Annotated in this window: 16 protein-coding genes; 10 read left to right on the top strand and 6 right to left on the bottom strand. The window is 55.1% G+C overall.

The window, feature by feature from the left end:
* Nucleotides 1–156: 156 nt before the first annotated feature.
* Complete coding sequence (gene gpt / locus AAAH10_RS04030; RefSeq protein WP_343560765.1) at nucleotides 157–636, top strand: xanthine phosphoribosyltransferase; 480 nt, start codon at nucleotides 157–159, stop codon at nucleotides 634–636.
* Nucleotides 637–693: 57 nt separating this feature from the next.
* Here the strand turns inward: gpt and panC are convergent, their stop codons facing one another.
* On the bottom strand, nucleotides 694–1584 hold the full coding sequence (gene panC / locus AAAH10_RS04035; RefSeq protein ID WP_343560767.1) for a pantoate--beta-alanine ligase: 891 nt from the start codon (nucleotides 1582–1584) through the stop codon (nucleotides 694–696).
* 86 nt (nucleotides 1585–1670) lie between these two features.
* On the opposite strand from panC, the gene ggt reads away from it, so the two are divergent.
* Complete coding sequence (gene ggt / locus AAAH10_RS04040; RefSeq protein ID WP_343560769.1) at nucleotides 1671–3425, top strand: gamma-glutamyltransferase; 1755 nt, start codon at nucleotides 1671–1673, stop codon at nucleotides 3423–3425.
* A 91-nt stretch (nucleotides 3426–3516) separates the two neighbouring features.
* Nucleotides 3517–4764, top strand: a complete 1248-nt coding sequence (locus AAAH10_RS04045) for a class I SAM-dependent rRNA methyltransferase (RefSeq protein WP_343560771.1) — start codon at nucleotides 3517–3519, stop codon at nucleotides 4762–4764.
* 178 nt (nucleotides 4765–4942) lie between these two features.
* On the opposite strand, the gene AAAH10_RS04050 is transcribed toward AAAH10_RS04045, so the two are convergent.
* The 3 genes from AAAH10_RS04050 to AAAH10_RS04060 form a co-directional block, all read right to left on the bottom strand.
* A complete protein-coding gene (locus AAAH10_RS04050) occupies nucleotides 4943–6376 on the bottom strand; it encodes a sensor histidine kinase (RefSeq protein ID WP_343560773.1) in 1434 nt (477 codons plus the stop codon).
* A gap of 39 nt (nucleotides 6377–6415) precedes the next feature.
* A complete protein-coding gene (locus tag AAAH10_RS04055) occupies nucleotides 6416–7831 on the bottom strand; it encodes a dihydrolipoyl dehydrogenase family protein (RefSeq protein WP_343560775.1) in 1416 nt (471 codons plus the stop codon).
* Nucleotides 7832–7928: 97 nt separating this feature from the next.
* On the bottom strand, nucleotides 7929–8705 hold the full coding sequence (locus tag AAAH10_RS04060) for a TVP38/TMEM64 family protein (protein WP_343560777.1): 777 nt from the start codon (nucleotides 8703–8705) through the stop codon (nucleotides 7929–7931).
* A 394-nt stretch (nucleotides 8706–9099) separates the two neighbouring features.
* On the opposite strand from AAAH10_RS04060, the gene rpmH reads away from it, so the two are divergent.
* The 7 genes from rpmH (at nucleotide 9100) to AAAH10_RS04095 (ending at nucleotide 14441) form a co-directional block, all read left to right on the top strand.
* A complete protein-coding gene (rpmH, locus tag AAAH10_RS04065; protein ID WP_343560779.1) occupies nucleotides 9100–9234 on the top strand; it encodes a 50S ribosomal protein L34 in 135 nt (44 codons plus the stop codon).
* 5 nt (nucleotides 9235–9239) lie between these two features.
* The gene (gene rnpA, locus AAAH10_RS04070) at nucleotides 9240–9677 is read left to right on the top strand and encodes a ribonuclease P protein component (RefSeq protein ID WP_343560781.1); all 438 of its coding nucleotides are present in this window, start codon (nucleotides 9240–9242) and stop codon (nucleotides 9675–9677) included.
* An 80-nt stretch (nucleotides 9678–9757) separates the two neighbouring features.
* Complete coding sequence (yidD, locus tag AAAH10_RS04075) at nucleotides 9758–10045, top strand: membrane protein insertion efficiency factor YidD (protein ID WP_343560783.1); 288 nt, start codon at nucleotides 9758–9760, stop codon at nucleotides 10043–10045.
* A 225-nt stretch (nucleotides 10046–10270) separates the two neighbouring features.
* Nucleotides 10271–12058 (top strand): membrane protein insertase YidC, encoded by a 1788-nt coding sequence (yidC, locus tag AAAH10_RS04080; protein WP_343560784.1) that lies wholly within the window; start codon nucleotides 10271–10273, stop codon nucleotides 12056–12058.
* Nucleotides 12059–12132: 74 nt separating this feature from the next.
* Nucleotides 12133–12786 (top strand): ribosome biogenesis GTP-binding protein YihA/YsxC, encoded by a 654-nt coding sequence (yihA, locus tag AAAH10_RS04085; RefSeq protein WP_343560786.1) that lies wholly within the window; start codon nucleotides 12133–12135, stop codon nucleotides 12784–12786.
* A gap of 84 nt (nucleotides 12787–12870) precedes the next feature.
* Entirely contained in the window at nucleotides 12871–13776 is a 906-nt protein-coding gene (argB, locus tag AAAH10_RS04090; RefSeq protein WP_343560788.1) for an acetylglutamate kinase, read from the top strand.
* A 17-nt stretch (nucleotides 13777–13793) separates the two neighbouring features.
* A complete protein-coding gene (locus AAAH10_RS04095) occupies nucleotides 13794–14441 on the top strand; it encodes a LysE family translocator (protein ID WP_343560790.1) in 648 nt (215 codons plus the stop codon).
* Nucleotides 14442–14462: 21 nt separating this feature from the next.
* Here AAAH10_RS04095 and AAAH10_RS04100 read toward each other — a convergent pair whose 3' ends face one another.
* Both AAAH10_RS04100 and AAAH10_RS04105 read right to left on the bottom strand, forming a co-directional pair.
* A complete protein-coding gene (locus AAAH10_RS04100) occupies nucleotides 14463–15788 on the bottom strand; it encodes a DUF2336 domain-containing protein (RefSeq protein ID WP_343560792.1) in 1326 nt (441 codons plus the stop codon).
* A complete protein-coding gene (locus AAAH10_RS04105; RefSeq protein ID WP_343560794.1) occupies nucleotides 15785–17605 on the bottom strand; it encodes a diguanylate cyclase domain-containing protein in 1821 nt (606 codons plus the stop codon). Before AAAH10_RS04105 ends, AAAH10_RS04100 begins: the two co-directional genes overlap by 4 nt.
* Between the last annotated feature and the right edge of the window lie 199 nt (nucleotides 17606–17804).

A 17804-nucleotide genomic window follows, 5' to 3' on the forward strand; every position in this document is an offset into this window, starting at 1 on the left:
CACAGCGGAGTTCTCGAAAATGCAACACAAGAAAGATTGAGTCAGCGGCGCTTTTCTGCTTTATTCGCGACTTTCAAACATCATTCCGCAGAATGCGGAACAGCATGAACTCAGGCTCTCACAAAGCTGAGCCAACAAGCACACCGGAGAAAAACCGTGTCTGACGAACAAAAAAGCTACCCAGTGTCCTGGGAACAGATGCACCGCGATGCCAAGGCCCTGTCCTGGCGCCTGATGGAAAAAGGCCCTTTCAAAGGCATTCTCGCCATCACCCGTGGCGGCCTTGTTCCTGCTGCCATTATCGCACGCGAGCTGGACATCCGCCTGATCGATACCGTTTGTATCGTCAGCTACACCGATGACAACAAATCCGGCGAACTGAATGTTCTCAAAGGCACACCGGAAGATTCCGAGGGCTGGCTGATCATCGACGATCTGGTCGACACCGGAAAAACTGCGCGCGCGGTTCGTGAAATGATGCCACACGCACACTTTGCGACAATCTACGCCAAGCCCGAAGGCCGTGAACTGGTCGACACCTTCGTCACCGAGGTTTCCCAGGACACATGGATTTTCTTCCCCTGGGATCTGGGTCTGGAAGCTGTTCCCCCGATCATCAAGTCCCGCAAGTCCTGATTGTTCCAGAGACACTGAAAAAGGCCGCTCCACAACCGGGCGGCCTTTTTTGATGTTTCAAACCGGCAGATTGTCAATCAGCCGGACAGTTCCGATAAAACCGGCCACGAAGAGGCGAACAGCCTCCCCCTCCTTCAGCTCCAAAACCTCTGAAAGATCGCTTTCACGGCGCAGGTCCAGATAATCGAGCTTCGAAAAACCGGCATCGAGAATTTTCCCCTCGGCTTCTGCACGAACCTCATCCCAGCTTTTTCCTGAATGCAGAGCCGCAGCAGCACTCTTCAGTGCCTCCGGAATGGCAACAGCCTGCGCGCGCTGTTCCCGATCAAGACGTCGATTGCGGGAGGAAAGTGCCAGACCGTCCGCCTCGCGCACGGTCGGAATCCCGACAATGGCAACCGGCAGATCCAGATCCGCTGCCACCCGTTCAACCAGCTTGAACTGCTGATAGTCCTTTTGCCCGAAATAGGCATGATCCGCACCGGTTCTGACCAGAAGCTTGCTGACAACGGTTGTCACACCGTCCATATGCCCGGGTCGCGTTGCACCACACAGGCAATCCTGCATGGCTGTTGCGACAATCTTTGTCGCATAGCCTTGCGGATAGATATCCTCGGGGGTTGGCAGATAGACAGCATCCACTCCGGCGGCCTGCAGTTTTTCAAGGTCACTGGCTGTATCAACAGGATAGTTCTGCAGGTCCTCTGCCCGGTCAAACTGCTTCGGATTCACAAAAATCGTTGCAACAACGTGATCATTGTCTTTTCTCGCAGCTTCAACAAGCGCGAGATGCCCCTCGTGCAATGCCCCCATCGTCATGACGACACCGATTGTTTTCCCCGACGTCTTCCACTGTGCAACAAGCCCGGAAAGCGCCTGTTTGCTGTTCAACTGTATCATTGTGCTGTAAGCTCCACAGATCACGATGAAACCAAATAACCAAGCCATCTTCCGAAAAGAAAGACGCGAAAGCAGCACTAGCAAATGCCGTCCGGAAGTGCAACTTGTGACACACAGTCAAACGGGGTCTCCACATGCATTTCAGCAACAGGCACACCATTCCGGGAATGATCGCCTTCTCCAGACTGGTCCTTTCTGTCACTCTGGGACTGTTCCTTGCCCTGCCTCCCCTTGTTCAGGAGGTACAGGCCAGCAGCCGGGACGCGGCACTGGCAAAACAGCACATGATATCAGCGGCCAATCCCCATGCCAGCCGTGCCGGCCTGCTCATGCTCCGGGCCGGAGGCTCTGCTGTTGACGCGGCCATTGCTGCCGAACTCGTTCTCTCACTTGTCGAGCCCCAATCCTCCGGGATCGGTGGCGGGGCCTTCATGCTGCACTATCAGGCCTCGGATCGCTCCCTGCAGGCCTATGACGGGCGGGAAACAGCACCTGCCGCAGCAACGCCCGAACTTTTTCTGCAGGCTGACGGCAGCCCCATGCCCTTCTGGGATGCCGTGGTTGGTGGACGCGCGGTTGGCACCCCCGGTCTCTTCCGTATGATGGAGCTGGCCCACACGGAACATGGTCGCCTGCCGTGGGCCCAGCTTTTTGAACCTGCCATAGAACTCGCCGAGGAAGGCTTCAAGGTCTCCCCACGCCTGCACCGTCTCATTTCTGTCGATCCCTATCTGAAGACCTACAGGAATGCACGGGACTACTTCTACACAGCCGAAGGCGAAGCCCTGCCGGTCGGTACACTGCTCCGCAATAAGCCCTTCGCCGATGTTCTCAGAGCCGTGGCTGAACAGGGTGCCTCTGCCTTTTACGAGGGTGCGATTGCACAGGACATTGTCGAAGCCGTCCGCACTGTTCCGGAAAAACCGGGCCTGCTTGCACTTGATGATTTGAAAAACTATCAGGCCAGGTCCCGCAAGATGCTGTGCGTGTCCTACAGGGACTGGGAAATCTGCGGCATGCCTCCACCAACATCCGGTGGCGTTGCGGTCCTGCAGACCATGAAAATGCTGGAACAGTTCGAACTCTCTGACCTGCCCCCTGACAGTGCCGAGCTGACTCACCTGATTGCCGAAGCAAGCCGTCTCGCCTTTGCAGATCGCAACCGCTATCTGGCTGACACGGATTTTGTTTCCGTCCCGGTCGAGGCCCTGCTTGATCCGGCCTATCTTGCCCGTCGTGCAAGTCTGATTCAGACAGACAAAAGTCTTGGCAAGGCAGAACCCGGCCTGCCCGAAGCGGAACTGGCGCAGACGCTTCTGCAAACAGAACCGCCCTCAACCACGCACCTGTCCGTTGTGGATCAATGGGGCAACGCGGTCTCCATGACGGCATCTGTTGAAAATGCCTTCGGTTCGCGTGTGATGGTCAACGGCTTTTTGCTCAACAACCAGCTGACGGACTTCTCCTTCCGCCCGTTTGACGACAGGGGACAGGCTGTTGCCAACGCTGTTGCCCCCGGCAAACGCCCCCGCAGCTCCATGTCTCCCACCCTGGTGCTCAACAGGGACAAGGAGCTGGTCATGGCGATCGGGTCTCCCGGTGGAAGCCGCATCATCGGCTTTGTCATCAAAACGCTTGTTGCCTCCCTTGATCTTGATATGGACATGCAGGCTGCCATCGAATGGCCACACCGCCTGAACCGGAACGGCAAAACCGATCTGGAAGCCGGTACCTCTGCGGAAAAGCTGAAAGTCTCACTGGAAAAGCGCGGGCACGAGATTGACGTCCGTGCCATGGTCAGCGGTCTTCACGGGATTCGCGTCAGAGGACAAAATCATCTGGAAGGCGGAGCCGATCCCAGACGGGAGGGCATCGCACTGGGTGATTAACAAACCCGGACGAATCGAGTCGTCTTGACAGGCTGTCCGGCGACAGCCAAAAGCAGTGCCATAGAAAAACCGACAGAAGTCCGTACAAAGAATGACAAACCTGACAGAACAAAGCGATTCCCAGACACCCCAAGCCGAGCTTGCCCTTCATCCGGAACAACGCCCGGTAATCCGTCTCAGGGCCAAAGCCCATCGCCGCGTTCTGAACGGCTATCCCTGGATCTTTGCAAACGAGGTTGAGAAAACCGCTGAGAGCAAGGAACTTGCGCCCGGCACCCTCGCCCGTCTGGAAGCACACGATGGTCAGCCCCTGGGCACAATCATCTACAACCGTCTTCCCCTGATCTGCGGACGCATTCTGTCCGGCTCTGCAAAGACCGTGATTGACCGCGCTTTCTTCGTCACCATTCTGGAACGCGCCCTGACGCTGCGTGAACGCTGCTTCAGTGTTCCCTACTACCGCCTGATCCACGCCGAGGCAGATGGCCTGCCCGGTACAATCATTGACCGCTACGGCGATACGGTTGTGCTGCAGGTCAACACAGCCGGTATGGATCACCTGACACCTGTCCTGCTGGAAGCCGTTGAAGAGCTTCTCTCGCCAAAGACCATTGTGCTGCGCAATGATACCCCGGCCCGGTTCCAGGAAGGTCTGGATGCCTATGAACTGGTCGTCAAGGGCGAGATCGCCGAACCGATTCCGGTCATTGAGCACGGAGCAACATTCTTTGCCGATCTGCGCGAGGGGCAAAAGACCGGCTGGTTCTTTGACCAGCGCGACAACCGTGTTCTGGCAGCAAGCTTTGCCCGGGACGAAGATGTCCTGGACTGCTACTCCTTCTCAGGCGGTTTCACGGTTCAGGCTGCCCTGGCAGGCGCACGGAGTGTGACCACAGTTGACCGCAGCCAGCTGGCACTTGATCTGGCTGCCGAAGCTGCAAAGGCAAACGGCGTTTCCGAGCGTTGCACCTTCGTCAAATCCGAAGTGTTCAAAAAGCTTGAACAACTGAAATCCGAAGGCAGGCAGTTTGGCGTTGTCATCGTTGATCCCCCCGCTTTCGTCAAAAACAAAAAAGACCTTCAGCAGGGGGCCAAGGGCTATCGAAAAATGGCACGACTGGCCGCACATCTTGTGAAGCCGGGCGGCATTCTGGTTGCAGCTTCCTGCTCCCACCACATGCCGACAGAGCTGTTTGCCGAACAGATTCGCAAGGGTCTTCATGATGCGACCCGTTCAGCACGCCTGCTTTTCACACGTGGCGCCGGACCGGATCACCCTGTTCACCCTTTCCTCCCGGAAAGCGAATACCTCAAGCTTCAGGTCTTTGCCGTCGACTAGCCGTGCTCCGGACCAGGCCCGATCACATCTGGTTCCCTGTGAACTCTTCCCTCTGAAAATTGCGACATTCCAGGAGGGTGGTCCGGCTGGTCGTCCGGGAAACAGCTGTCAAAGCGGTGGCCCGGAGCATGGGGCGGAAACATCGCGCCCCGCGCAGCTCTTTGCGAACAATCCGGCCTTAGCCAAAAACCACGTCTTCACGGGACTTGTCTGCACGACCGGAGTCTCTTGGAATTTCAAGGCAGAAACAGGCGCCGCCCAGTTCGGAAACATCCAGCCAGATATCGCCGTCGTGAGCCCGCATCAACTCTCTGGTGATCGACAGCCCCAGACCGGAGCCCGTCTTGCGTGTCGAACCCTTGAAAGCCTTGAAAAGCTTGGGGCGCAACTCGTCGGGGATACCGGGACCATTGTCCGCAACTGTCACAATCAGACAGTCCGATTCATCCTCACAGCGGATTTCAACCAGATCAGCTCCGGCCTGCTCTGCATTGCGGACCAGATTTTCAAAGACGCGATAAAGCTGCTCCAGATCAACCGTGATCAGAGTCCCCGGCGGAATGTGGTTCTGGCACACAATGGAGAGACTTTCGGCCAGGCGGATCGACTCGCTCAACTCACCGATCATTTCGTGCAGATCGACTTCGATTTTTACCAGCTCGACCTCACCTTCGCGGGAAAAATTGAGCATCTGCCCGCAGATATGCACAGCACGGTCAATCGCGGACAACAGGGCCGGAGCCACTTCCCGGACATCCGGGTCCTCGCTGTTGGTCAGACGATCTGAAATCAGGCGCGCCGTTGCCAGGCCATTTCTCAGATCATGATTGATCTTTGCGGCTGCTGTTCCCAGCGCGGCAAGACGGGTTTTGTGATCCAGCGAAACCTGAACAGCCTCCTGCATGGAGGCCAGTTCCTGTTCCATAACGCCGATTTCATCGTGGCGTTCGGAAGGATTGATCACACGCCGTCCGTCTTCCGGTGAATCACTGAAGGCAATCATGTTTCTGGTGATCCGGCGCAGGGGCCGCACCATGATGCCGTGCAGGCTGACAAAGACCAGTGCCGCTGTCATCAACGCAATCACAAAGGAAAGCAGGATAATCCTGAAGGCATAGCTGGCCGCTTCTGCCCTGAGCTCCCCGTCATTGAAAACCAGCCCGACAAAGGCCTCGGGATTTTTCGGGGACGGCCCGAAGACACGAACCTTTCTCGATTCATCCTGCGCCAGCAAACGCAAGGCATCGAGAATCAGAACAAAGACATCCTGTTCCAGCAAATCAACCTGGTAATCGACATCCAGAGGCTCGGGATTTGCAAGCACCAGCGTTCCCTGATCAGGACGCTTGAGCGTTATGCTGTCAGCCGAGACATGCTTGAGCAGTTCCATTTCCAGATCTTCAGAGACCATCCGGTCATCTGTTGCATCCAGCGCCAGAATGGCCAGATGGGCATCCGCCATCTTTTCCTGAAGATAGACAAGCCGGAAACGCGCAATGGAGGGCACGAAGATGAAGACCTCGGCCAGCAACACAAAAAGCGTGGTCAAAATCAGCAGCTTCGCAGACAGACTCGATCGGAATGATGGAAACTGTAGACGTTTGACAACCATGCTTTTCCCCTGCTTTTGCGCCTGAACGGCCTGAATATTCTAGCCAAACCGGGCCAGGAATCGGACAACTTTCTTCACCCGGTCACTGAACAGGGCCTCGGTGTAATAGCTGCCCGCCACACGCTTGGAGACCTCGGAAAGGGTTGGATAGGGGGCGATCAGATTGGCCATGGCTCCGATTTTCAGCCCCTGTGAAATAGCCAGAGACCAGGGCATGATCAGCTCACCGGCATTCAGACCGACAATGGAAGCCCCGAGAATCCTGCCTTTCTTGCCCACAACCACCTTGAGCCTGCCTTCTGTCCGGCGTTCTGCCCGGGCCCGGTCATTGTCGGCAAAGGACCATGTCAGCACTCTTGTCTCATGGCCCTGCTCCTGCGCTTCTCTCTCGTTCAGACCAACATGGGCCAGTTCGGGATCCGTATAGGTCACCCAGGGAACCGCATTGTATTTGACTTTGGCCGGCAGGCGGAACAGCGCCGATTTGATCACAATACCTGCATCATAGGCCGCCATGTGGGTGAACTGATATCCGCCTGTGACATCCCCTGCGGCATAGATCCTGCGGTTGCTTGTACGCAAGCCCGCATCAACCGTAATGCCCTGACGTTGACAGGCAACACCGGCAGCCTCGAGATTGAGCCTGTCCAGATTGGGAATCCGTCCGGCAGCCAGCAGGAGGTGGGAGCCTTCGATTTCAACAGTCTCGCCATTTTTCTCGACAGACACAACAAGACCGCTTGCCGTTTTCCGAACAGAGCGAACCTGCGCCCCCTCGTGAAGTTTGAGGCCGTCTTCCATCAGGCGGTTGCGAACGATATCAACAAGCTCGGGATCATCCTTGGGCATCAGACTGCCCATCTCCACCAGATCGACCTGCGTCCCGAGATTGGCAAAGGCCTGCCCCAGCTCACAGCCGATAGGACCACCACCAATGACAATCAGCCTGCGGGGCTGTTCACGCAGCGAAAACACCGTTTCGTTGGTCAGGTAGGGAACAGAATCCAGGCCTTCAATCGGCGGAACGAAAGCCCGTGACCCTGTCGCAATCACAAAACGGCGCGCCTTTATCAGATAGTCTCCGGCTCTCAGAAGGTCCCTGGCTTCAAAAACACCACGTTCCTGGATGACCCTGACCCCCAACCCCTCAAAACGCTCGACAGAATCGTGCGGTTCAATCTGGGCGATAACATCCGCCACATGATCCATAACCGCCGCGAAATCGACCTTGGGAGTCACATCGGCGATCCCGAATTTTTCAGAAGAACTTTGCGCACGCGCTTTCTTGCCCGCCGTCAAAAGGGCCTTGGAGGGAACACAGCCGTAATTGAGGCAATCTCCCCCCATCTTTCCGGCCTCAACCAGAATCACCGAACTCCCCATCTGCACAGCACCCGCTGCAATGGAAAGACCGGCAGAGCCAGCACCAATCACGCAAAGATCACATTTAATCATGGAAATCGTTCCTTCGTCCCCTGAAGCTCACCGATTTAAAAGCGCACTGAAGCTGTCCACCCGCACTGGAACAGGGGTACAGTTCACCACAACTCTCTTAAGCATCCGTTTTCTTTTTGAATTTTTTGTAGACAACCGGGATCATCGACAAACAGGCCAGCCCCAGGATCGGTAGCAGGATTTCCGGCGTAAAGAGAATGGAAAGATCAGGTTCCTGGTTTCTGTCAAACAGGGCACCAAGACCACTTCCGACTGACGTGAAGACAAACGAGCCGGGAATAATGCCCAAAAAGGTGGCCATCACATAGCTGCGCAGCTGGATTCCGGTGAAGGCAGGAACCAGATTCACAAGCCAGAAGGGAAACAGGGGAACCAGCCTCAGAACAAGAAGATAGGAAAAGGCATTGTCTTCAAAGCCTTTGCTCATCTTTGCAAGGTGTCCTTCTGCCCTGGCACGCAAAATGTCACCAAACGCAGTCCGCGCAGCCAGAAAAATGGCTGTTGCACCCAGCGTGGCACCGACAACAGTGTAAAGGCCGCCAAACACTGTCCCGAAGAGGAAACCCGATGCCAGGGTCAGAAATGTTGCCCCCGGAAAGGAAAAGGCGACAGCAACCGCATAGAGTGCAATAAAACCGAGAACAGCAACAAAACCATAATCGGCAACCAGTCCCTGGAGAGTCTCCCGGTTTTCCTTCAGGCTTTCAAAGCTGAGGTATTCGTGCCAGCCCATACTGTAGCCCATAGCCAGACCCAGCACGAGAACAGCCAGGGGAATCAGTCGCTTGATCAAACCTTTGCTTTCTTTTGATTCTGCGCTCTCCATCACTGCTGTCCCTTTGTCTGAAGAGCGTTCCGATGCTTCTGTCATCATGTTTGTGCCCTTTGTCGCCATTCGATAGTTTCAACTCACCTTGATCGTCCTGCAAAGCCGGAACCCTGAAACGACCTGTTCATTATCTGCCGGAACATCTTTCAATTCTGTTGCCCTTTTGCTCTGACAGAGTGATCTTTTTTGATATGTCGGCTGCTTATACTACAATAGCAAGGCAAATGGCGCTCATCACACGCGCTTGTGAAGAGATGTCATGGAGGCTTTAAAAATCATGATGATGAAGGCTTTTGACCCTTTTTTGCGAAGACTCCTCCCAAAAAGACAGGGATTCCGGGTTTAGGGCTCCAATGGAGTTGACAGTTCGGTGACAGGACCGTATACACCCCATCAATCTTATTGAATTTAAATCCTCCCCAAGTATTGGAGAAAAATCGTGAAGCGCACATTCCAGCCAAGCGTACTGGTTCGCAAACGCCGTCATGGCTTCCGCGCCCGCAAAGCGACTGTTGGTGGCCGTCGTGTCCTCAGCAACCGTCGTTCCAAAGGCCGCAAGCGTCTGTCTGCATAAGCGACATGCTGCATATCAGGACACTCAAGAAACGTTCTGAGTTCCTGAGGATAGCAGCTACGCAGCAAAAATGGGTAACGCCGGGTCTGATTCTTCAGGCAAGGCGTCGCCAGACTGAAGGCTCTCTTTCTTCCGAAGGAGGGCTTTTTGGTTCTTCGGAAGACACTCTTCTCGGCGTCGGTTTTACAGTCACCAAAAAGGTCGGCAATGCCGTCGAACGCAACCGCGTGAAACGCCGCCTGCGGGCTCTCGCCTCTGAACTCCTGCCTGAAAGGGGCAAGGAAGGACACGACTATGTGCTCATTGGTCGGCGCCTGACCCTTTATCGCGACTACAGCGATCTCAAAAAGGACCTTGCCTTTGCCCTGAAACGGATCAGAACAGACGGTTCTGTTCCCCGGGAACCCTCTCGCGGCCCAAAGAAAAAAAACAGACAACAGTAGCTGTTACGGCAAAAGAATCCCGAACGGATTCGTCCGGCAGTGTTATCTTCTGCCAGAGACATCATTCGGACAGTTCCATCATGCAAGGCCTCTATTCCCTTCCAAGAAAAGCCGCCCTCTTCTTTCTGAAAGGCCTTGTCCAGCTTTACCGCTACGGGATCTCTCCCCTGATCCCGCCGCGTTGCCGCTATCAGCCGACCTGCTCGGCCTATGCACTGGAAGCTCTGGAAAGGCATGGCCCCCTGCGGGGAAGCTGGCTGGCCTGCAAACGCATCGCCAGATGCCATCCCTGGGGTGGTTCAGGTTATGACCCTGTGCCGCCATCGCCGAGCGGAGAAAAGCAGGAAAAAGAAAAGAAAAACGAATAGCTTCACCGGCTTGTTCCGATACAGGAACACACTGATTGACTTCAGATTGGCTTCAGACAGAAAAAAAAGCGATAAAAAGCGGGATTTTCCATTCGTTTCATGCTATCGACAGCGCAAATTGATCTTGTCTGCCCTCTTCCAAGGGGTGTTTCCGTCTTGAAGAGCAGGAAACGAGCAATAGATTCAGACACAGTAAACCGACACAGAACTTGAGCAAAAAGCGTTATGCAAAAAGACGAGCAACGGAACATCATTCTGGCGATTGTCCTGTCACTGGCAATTCTGCTGGGATTCAATTTTCTGACCGCCCCCAGTGAAGAGGAACTGGCCGCACAGCGTGCAGCCTTCGAAGCGGAGCAGGCACAGCTTGCGGAAGACGCGAATTCCGGCGATCCATCCACGCCACAGCTGGACAGCACCCTGTCTGCCATCGAAAATGCAGCAGCAGGCCTCACAGCGCCTCTTGATCGTTCCGAAGCCCTGGACCAGACGCCTCGTATTGCCATCAGGACCCCGAAGCTGGAGGGAAGCATTTCCCTGCGCGGCGGGCGCATTGATGATCTGACGCTCAGCACCTTTTTCGAAACCATTCAAACAGACAGTCCGAACATTACCCTGCTTTCTCCTGTCGGGAGCCTTGCCCCCTATTATGCAGAGTTTGGCTGGATTTCCTCTGACAGCTCCATCGCTGTACCGGACAGCAAGACAGTCTGGAGCAGCACGGTCGATACCCTGACCCCTTCCCAGCCTGTGACACTCTTCTGGGAAAACGGTTCGGGCCTGCGTTTCGAGCGCGAGATTTCTGTCGACGAAAACTTCCTCTTCAGCGTGAAGCAACGCGTGATCAACAATGGTTCCTCGGCAACAGAACTGGCACCCTACAGCCTGATTTCACGGACAGGAACGCCCGAGCTGCTCGGTTTCTACATTCTTCACGAAGGCCCGATCGGCGTTCTGGACAACAGTCTTGTTGAAGTTGACTACGACGATCTTCAGGACGAAAAGCTGATCCAGAACCGCACAACAGGCGGCTGGCTCGGTATCACCGACCAGTACTGGCTGACAGCCCTGATCCCTGATCAGGAGCAATCTGTTCAGACCCGTTTTGTCTACACAGGCAAGGGCAACACAACACGCTATCAGACGGATTATTTCTACGACCCTGTTGCTGTCTCTGCCGGTGAGACCGTTACCTTTGACAGCAATGTTTTCCTGGGCGCGAAAGAAGTCACGCTGATTGATGACTACCAGGAAGAACTGAACATCACCGACTTTGATCTGGCGGTGGATTTCGGCTGGTTCTATTACATCACCAAACCGATGTTCTTTGCCCTGCACTGGATCACCGGTGTTGTCGGAAACGTCGGCGTGGCCATCCTGATCCTGACACTCGCGATCAAAATTCCGCTCTTCCCGCTTGCCAACAAGTCCTATGCTTCCATGGCAAAGATGCGGAAGCTGACACCGAAGATGACAGCCCTGCGTGAGCGCTTTGGCGACGACAAGCAAAAGCTCAATCAGGAAATGATGAACCTCTACCGTCAGGAAAAGGTCAATCCGGCAGCAGGCTGTCTGCCCATTCTGATCCAGATCCCGATTTTCTTCTCGCTCTACAAGGTTCTCTTTGTCACGCTCGAGATGCGTCAGGCTCCGTTCTTTGGCTGGATTCAGGATCTTTCCGCTCCGGACCCGACCTCCATCATCAACGGTTTCGGTCTGCTGCCATGGGATGTTCCCGAACTCGGCATCCTCGGCTTCATCAATCTGGGTGTGTGGCCGATCCTGATGGGCCTGAGCATGTTCCTGCAGCAACGCCTGAACCCGCAGCCGACAGATCCTGTTCAGGCCAAGGTTTTCATGCTGATGCCGTTCTTCTTCACCTTCCTGCTGGCCACCTTCCCGGCCGGTCTGGTGATCTACTGGACATGGAACAACCTTCTGTCCATCATTCAGCAGGCACTTATCATGAAAAAGGCTGGCGTCCCGCTGGGCAGACAGCCCGACGAAGCCTGATATTGAACAGATCAAAAGGCCCCGTTCCCGGGGCCTTTTGAAAATCCGCACACAAAAGAAAACAGAGTGACCAGATGACAGATTTTGAACAGGACGAACTGGAACGGGGCCGCATCCTCTTTACCAAACCCTGTACCTTCGTTCTCGGTGCACAGAAAGACGAGCATCTGAAGGCCTGGGGCGGTCTGCCGGAAATCGCCTTTGCCGGGCGCTCGAACGTCGGGAAATCCAGTCTGGTCAACGCTCTGACAAACCGCAAGACACTGGCGCGAACCTCCAACACACCCGGTCGCACCCAGCAACTGAATTTCTTCAATCTCGGAGATCGCCTTGTTCTTGTTGATCTTCCCGGTTACGGCTTTGCACAGGCCTCAAAGGCCAACATCGAACACTGGACAAAACTGACCCGCAACTACCTTCGCGGTCGCGCTGAACTGGCCCGCGTGATGGTCCTGATTGACAGCAGGCACGGCCCCAAGGACGTCGACCGCAAAATCATGGACGAGCTGGATACAGCAGCCGTGTCCTACCAGGTTATCCTGACCAAGACAGACAAAACCAAAAAGGCAGACCTGGACAGGATTCTGCAAAAGCTGTCAGACGAACTGATGAAAAGACCCGCAGCGCATCCCGAAATCCTGCAGAGTTCTTCTGCAAAGGGGGATGGTGTTCCTGAAATCAGGGCCTCCATGCTCCGCGTGATCGAGCAGATGAATCAGGGCCATTAGCAATCAGAACGCTTGCCCTCTTTTCTTTTTACAGACAATCTGGCAGACATTTCAAAAGCAATACGAATTTCGGCAGAGGCAAAAATGTCCAATCACAACACCCCTGATCAGCGCAAATGGCTTCGCACGGCACGGACGATTTCCGAGGCTTTGCCATTCATGCGACGATATGCGGGCAAAACCTTTGTCATCAAGTACGGCGGGCATGCCATGGGAGATCCCGAACTGGCGGATCTCTTTGCCCGCGATATCGTTTTGCTGAAACAGATCGGTATCAATCCGATTGTCGTCCATGGTGGCGGCCCGCAGATCGGCGAGATGCTCAAGCGCCTTTCCGTACAGAGCGAATTCGTCGACGGCCTGCGTGTCACAGACAAGGCGACCGTTGAAATTGTCGAGATGGTTCTCTCCGGCCGGATCAACAAGCAGATCACAGCCGCGATCAACAAGGCCGGTGGAACAGCCATTGGCATTTCCGGCAAGGACGGAAACCTCATCCGGGCAGAAAAACTGCAACGCACCATTCGGGACGAAGACTCCAATATCGAGCGTGTGCTTGATCTCGGCTTTGTCGGCCAGCCCAAAGAAGTCAATCCCGCCTTTTTGAAAGATCTGGAAAACTCCGGGATGATCCCCGTGATTGCTCCGATTGGAACCGGTGAAGACGGAGAAACCTACAACATTAATGCCGACACCGCTGCCGGTGCAATTGCCGCTGCGGTTCAGGCTTCCCGCCTGCTGTTGATGACAGATGTCACCGGCGTTCTGAACAAGGAAGGCGAGCTGATCACGGATCTTTCAGTGGAAGACTGCAAGGCCCTGCGTAAGGACGGGACCATTTCCGGCGGCATGATTCCCAAGCTGGAAACCTGTACGGACGCTGTCCAGAACGGCGTTGAAGCTGCCGTGGTTCTTGATGGCCGCGTTGCCCACGGAATGCTGCTGGAAATCTTCACCGACTGCGGACTGGGTACACTCGTCAGAAAATAATCCCAGGGGAAAACCCCATGAACGTGCTCCTTGCGAACTTTTCGGAAATTGCCTTTGCCGTGGGGCTTTTTGTTCTGGCCGCGGCAAGCCCCGGACCAGCCACTCTGATGATCATGGGCACAGCCATGAAACAGGGCAGACAGGCCGCGCTCTTCCTCTCCTCCGGCATCATCTGCGGCTCCCTTTTCTGGGCCGCCTTTGCAGCCTTTGGCCTTTTGGCCCTGCTGGAAATCTCCGAACAGCTTTTTCAGGTTCTCAAGTATGTTGGTGGCGGATACCTGCTCTATCTGGCCTTTAAAAACCTCCGCTCCTCCCTGCGTCCGGAGGTCTCCCTTCAGGACACGGATTTTGGTCTCAGAGAACCTGGCAAGAAGCTTTTTACACGGGGGTTGCTGATTCACCTAACCAACCCGAAGCCTCCGGCTTTCTGGCTTGCCTTGCTCTCAACCACGGCAGGGATCAAGGATTCACAGGATGTTATCGCACTGATCATCAGCCTCTGCTGCATTCTCGCAGCCACAATCTTTGTGAGCTATTCGTTTCTCTTTTCTTCGGAAAAATCCATTCGGCTGTACAAAAACGCGAGACGCCCGATTGAAGGCCTGACCGGTGGCCTGCTGGGGCTGGCGGCTCTCAAGCTCCTCACCCTGAGAACAGGCAGTTAGGCCTGTGAGCAAGAACCGTCTCTAGCCTTCGGTCTGCTCATCGGCATAGATCATCACCTGCCATTCCATTTCCGTGGCCGGCAGCGGGAATTCGCCATCCTCTTCAGCGACCAGAACAGCGCCGGGAGAAATTCCGGCAATGCGCTGCTGCACCTGTTCCGCAAAAGCCATGGACAGGCCTGAACGCCAGACCAGGGCAACGACAACCTTCGGGGAATGGGTCATGATCATTCTGCGTACCGGCACATTGTCCAGTCCCGAGAGCACGGCCAGGGCAATAATGACAGAGTCTCTCTCGCCCTCATCCAGAAACGCCTGAACCCTGGCTTCATCCAGTTTCCCCTTCTCCAGAAGCCGGACCAGCTCGGCTCTCAAATCGTCATCCCTGCTGGTATCCACTTCCTCAAGGGAGGTTTCCTTCTGGCTGGAAACAACCTGATCCAGACGTGTCTTCAAGGTACTGGACACTTCGGCAGCTGATTCAGGATCAAGGGCCTGAACCTTTTTCTCGACCAGGGACAGATACTCCTCAGCGATAAAGCTGGTCACACGCTTCAGCGACAGAACCGACAGATTCGGACGCTGCACAAGAGGAACATGCCACTCGGGAACGTTCTCGGCCTGATCGACGAGAAGATCGAGTGTCTCCTCGCGAATTTGGGCAGAAGAATTCCCCAGCAACACAGCAATCGCATCGCGGTCTTCTGTCTGGACAATGGCGTCCGTCACCGCTTCCCCCAGACCCTTGCGCCCGGAAACCGCAGACAGACGACTGCTTCCAAGGCCACGATAGATCATGGCAATCAGGTCTTCATCACTGAGCAGGGGAGAATATTTCAGAATTGGGCAGGCAACATCGTCATTTTCATCATCGACAAGCGCCTGGATCATCTCTGCCGGAACCGTGCTGGATTCCTTGAGCGCTTCAGCCAGAACGGCCTTGACCCTGGTCGCTTCATCGCGAATCAGGACTTCCAGCGTCTTGGTCAGGTAATTCTGGGCCTTCTTCTGACTGGTATGGTCAAGCTCCGGCGCAAGCTTTGCCACCTTTTCAGCCAGCGCCTGACGAACGGATTCATCCTTGTCGCTCGCCAGCAGCAACCCTGCCTGGGCCGGTGTGTTGACGTTGGAGGCAACAGCCTCCCGCACAGCAGCAGAGTCATCTTCAGCAGCCAGGAAAAACAGAACCTCTGCTTCAATGTCGCTGTTGCGGGCAAGCGCGATTCTGTCCTTTTCAGATCCCTTGAGAATCACATCCTTGCTGGATTTGTAACGCGCAACCTCTTCCTCGGAAACAGGCTGTCCCGTTTTGATCTCGAACTCTGTTCCCTTGAATTTTTCGTTCATGCTTCACCTTCGTCGGGAACCGTGGTCTGCGTATCCAGCTCATCATCCGAAACAATTCGGAATCCTCTGTCATCCAGTCCATCTTTCCCGGCCTGTTTAACTGCATACATCACCCGGTCTGCATGACTGAGCAAAGCCTCAAGGCTGTCCTGCTCGGCAGCACGGAACATAAGACCACCCACGGACACACCCAGTCTGGCTGCCTTCAACTCCAGAGAATCAAAGACAGGCTGCAGGGCCTGAATCAGGGCCTCAACCTTCTGTTCCCCGGCATTCGGGGAAATATCCTTCATGAGGACAACAAACTCGTCACCACCCAGGCGGACTGGCAAATCCTGTTTGCGGACATTGGCTTTGAGAACCTCCGCAAAGTCGCAGAGAATGCGATCCCCCTCCTGATGCCCGAAAGCATCATTGGCCTGCTTGAAGTTGTTCAGATCCATGTAAAGCAGCAAGTGCTGTGCTTCATTGTCATCCTTGCGCTTTTGCAGGAAACCGGACAGTTTCGCTTCAAAGGAGCGACGGTTGAAAAGCCCGGTCAGCGGATCCGTCGCCGAGAGCTTTTCAAGCTCGATAAAGTGCCCGTACTGCTGCAGGGCCGTACCCAGCTCCGAACGGATGTTCTGCAACAGGGCCTGATCACTCTGGTTCCATTCCTGCTTTCTGGAGCTTCGCCCCAGCATGACCAGACCGTTCATTGATCCCTGAAACTGACACTTGAACGCCACCAGATGACAGTCCGCGCAATCCTGCCCCTGTCTGGACGACGCACTCTGCGTCCAGAAGGCACTGCTGTCCGTCAGGGAAGCGACAGCCTTGGAAACAAAGCTCTCGTCAATGGCCTGACCAACATGAGCAACCTTCTGCCACTCCTGATCGTGGTGCAGGATCAGAACAGAATCAGCTGGAACCGCAGGCAACAGACACTCTGCAATGGCAGAGAGCATCCTCTTGGGTTCGAGCTCTTCGCGGGCAATTTTCAGAATTCGTCCAAGCGTCCGTTCCCTGTGCAGGGCCTCCGCCTGACGGAACTCCCGCTGCCTCAGGCTCGTGATATCCTGACAGAAGCCTCTGACCCCCGCCCACTGTCCGGAGGAATTGTAGAGAGGGATGGCTGTCAGCAGAATGCAGACTTCCCGGTTGTCGGCATCAATAAGCCAGTATTCCTCGGTTTCAATACCCGCTCTGGATGTAAAGGGATTGTTCTTTTGCAGGGCTGGCGGCAGGAGAAGCTCTGAAGAGGCACCGACCAGTTCGGAAGCGGAATAGGCCAGACCTCCCCTCGGTGTGACAAAGACAAAGCGTCCGTCCGTGTCCGTTTCCCACGAGAAGTCACAGGCTGCTTCCAGCAGGTCCCGGTAGCGCTGGCGCGATTCAATCAGGGCTGCTCTCAGATTGCGCTCAAGCGTAATGTCACGCCCGATCAAAAGGACAGACCGTCCTCCTTCCCAGGGCAAAAAGGTCGTATCATAGGCCGCCAGTATTTCCCGCTGGGCGGATGCAGGCCGAAGGGCCGCTTCCCCTTCGCCCAGGGCTGCAGATGCATTTTCCTTGGTAACCAGCAGGGGGTTGATCTGCGCAACAGATCCGGAAAGGGCCGACTTGATCGCATCCTCGATATTCCGGGGCATGCCCGCATCAATCATTTCAACCAGCAATCCAGCATGCTGATTGGCTGACAGGACCGCGCCATTCAGGTCAACAACCAGAACAGCACCGGGATACTGCTCAATCACACCCAGCTGCGATACATCCGGCTGGCCGGAACCGGCCATTTCAGCATTAGAGACCACCATGTTGTCCCCGATAGAACTCATAAGCGAATCTTGTCCATTAGGCACATAGGTCTTACCCGTCAGAAAGGGCGAGCAAACCTCGCGTTTGTCATCTTTTCCGAAAGCCTACGCGACTCTCCTTAACGTGAGCTTAAAATCGGAATTATTCCTCTTGCGCAGTGATGAACCAAAAAAGCTCGCAAAGAGTATGATTTCATGCTTAGAGAGAAGCCTTAACATT

The sequence above is a fragment of the Carbonatibacter coralli genome (assembly GCF_039592655.1).
GTDB classification, from domain to species: domain Bacteria; phylum Pseudomonadota; class Alphaproteobacteria; order Kiloniellales; family Kiloniellaceae; genus Carbonatibacter; species Carbonatibacter coralli.